Below are 1,938 nucleotides of genomic sequence, written 5' to 3'. Positions count from 1 at the left end.
GCTCGGTCCCGGGGAACCTCTAGAGTCCATCTCGCGCGATCTGGCCAAGGCAGCCCAGCTGAAGGAAGAGGCCGAGGCCATTCTGGCCCAGGTCGAGAAGTCCCTCGCCGGCGCCCGCGCCGAGGCACAGGGCGTCATCGCCGAGGCCGCCGCCGGGATCGAGGCGAACAACCAGGCCCGTCAGGCCCAGTTGAACGCCGACATCGCCGAACGCCTGCGCACCGCCGAGGCGTCCATCGCCACGGCGAAGGACCAGGCCCTGGCCAACATCCGCGCCGAGTCGACCGGCATCGTCCGCGACATCACCGGCCGGCTGGCCGGCGTCGACGTCGATCAGGCCCAGGCGGATGCCGCCGTCGCGGCCGTGCTTGAGGAGCGCCGGGGATGAACGCACCTGAATTCTGGGTCGCAATCGCCTTCGTCATCTTCGTGGCCCTGGTCTGGAAGAAGGCGTCCGCCGTCATCGGCACCGCGCTGGACGGCCGCGCCGAGCGCATCCGCTCCGAACTGGACGAGGCCGAGCGTCTGCACAAGGACGCGCAGGCTCTGCTGAACGGCTATCAGAGCCGCCTGGCCGACGCCAAGAAGGAAGCGGAGGCCGTTCTGGCCCACGCCCGCGAGGAAGCCGCCCGTCTGCAGGCCCAGGCCGGTTCCGACCTGGAAGCGTCGCTGAAGCGCCGCGAGGCCCAGGCGATGGACCGCATCGCCCAGGCCGAAGCCGCGGCTCTGGCCGAGGTCCGCAACCTGACGGTCGACGTCGCCATCGGTGCCAGCCGGCGCGTGCTGGCCGGCGGTCTGCCCCCGGCCCAGGCCGACAAGCTGATCGAGCAGTCGATCGGCGAGCTGCCGAAGCACCTGCACTGATCGGTCGGCCCACGGTGTTTGGCTGCAACGATTGTTGCGGCATGAACAACGGACTTTGAAGAAACCCCGGCCTATGCGCCGGGGTTTTTCTTTGCTGGAATGGAGCGGTGGTTCCTCCCTCCACCGCCCTCCCCTTTCGCCCGGCCGGAGTTCCCTTCCCCGATGTCCGACACCGCCCCGTTCCCGTCCGTTTTCGTTTCCCACGGCGCCCCCACGCTGATCCTGGAGACCAGCGCCGGCCGTGACTTCCTCGCCGGGCTGGGCCGCAAGCTTGGCCGACCGAGTGCGATCCTGGCGGTGTCGGCCCATTGGACCACCCGGGTGCCGGCGGTCAGCGGGGCGACGGCGCCGGAAACCATCCATGATTTCTACGGCTTTCCCGATGCGCTCTATCGCATGCGCTACGCCGCACCGGGCGCGCCGGCCCTGGCCCGCCGGGTGGCGGAGCTGACCGGCGCCGTCGTCGATCCGTCGCAGGGGCTGGACCATGGCGCCTGGGTGCCGCTGATGCTGATGTATCCGGAGGCCGACATCCCGGTGGCGCAGCTGTCGGTGATGCCCTACAGCAGTGCCGCCGACCACATCGCGCTCGGCCGGTCGCTGGAATCGCTGCGGCGCGAGGGTGTGCTGATCCTCGCCAGTGGCGGCGCCGTCCACAATCTGCGGGAATTCCGCTTCGGCGGCACCAGTGCCGCTCCCTGGGCAACCGGCTTCGCCGGCTGGCTGGACAAGACCCTTGAGGCCGGCGATACCGAGGCGGTCGGCAATTGGCTGACCGCCTGCCCCGATGCCCGCCGCGCCCACCCGACAGACGAGCATTTCCTGCCTCTGCCGGTGGCCCTGGGTGCAGCCGGAGCGCGGCCCAAGGCCGAGCGGCTGCATGCCGGCTTCGAACATGGCAGCCTGGGCATGCACGCTTACGCCTTCACCGCTTCCGGCGCAGGTGGCGGCGACGCCTGACCATTAGCGGTACTCCGTCGCACACTTGTCTGTTTGCCTGGGGGATAGGCCAGCTACAATCCGCGCCGCGCGACGACCGGTCCGGTCCATGGGCTTGCCCCAAGGTTGTGACCG

2 protein-coding genes and 1 pseudogene are annotated in these 1,938 nt (G+C 69.9%); all 3 read left to right on the top strand.

What is annotated here, in order from left to right; translation table 11 throughout:
- Positions 1-388: pseudogene (locus I71_RS19700) on the top strand (ATPase); the annotation flags it as partial.
- Positions 385-864: an ATP synthase subunit B gene (locus tag I71_RS19695; protein ID WP_042696820.1), complete on the top strand. Its 480-nt coding sequence runs from the start codon at positions 385-387 to the stop codon at positions 862-864. The pseudogene I71_RS19700 and the gene I71_RS19695, both read left to right, overlap by 4 nt.
- Before the next feature lie 162 nt (positions 865-1,026).
- Entirely contained in the window at positions 1,027-1,824 is a 798-nt protein-coding gene (locus I71_RS19690) for a class III extradiol ring-cleavage dioxygenase (RefSeq protein ID WP_042696818.1), read from the top strand.
- Positions 1,825-1,938 lie beyond the last annotated feature (114 nt).

It is taken from the genome of Azospirillum sp. B506 (genome assembly GCF_000333595.1).
Taxonomy (GTDB): Bacteria; Pseudomonadota; Alphaproteobacteria; order Azospirillales; family Azospirillaceae; genus Azospirillum.
The sequence above is the reverse complement of the archived record's forward strand: the minus strand, read 5'-3'. Positions and strand labels throughout refer to the sequence as shown.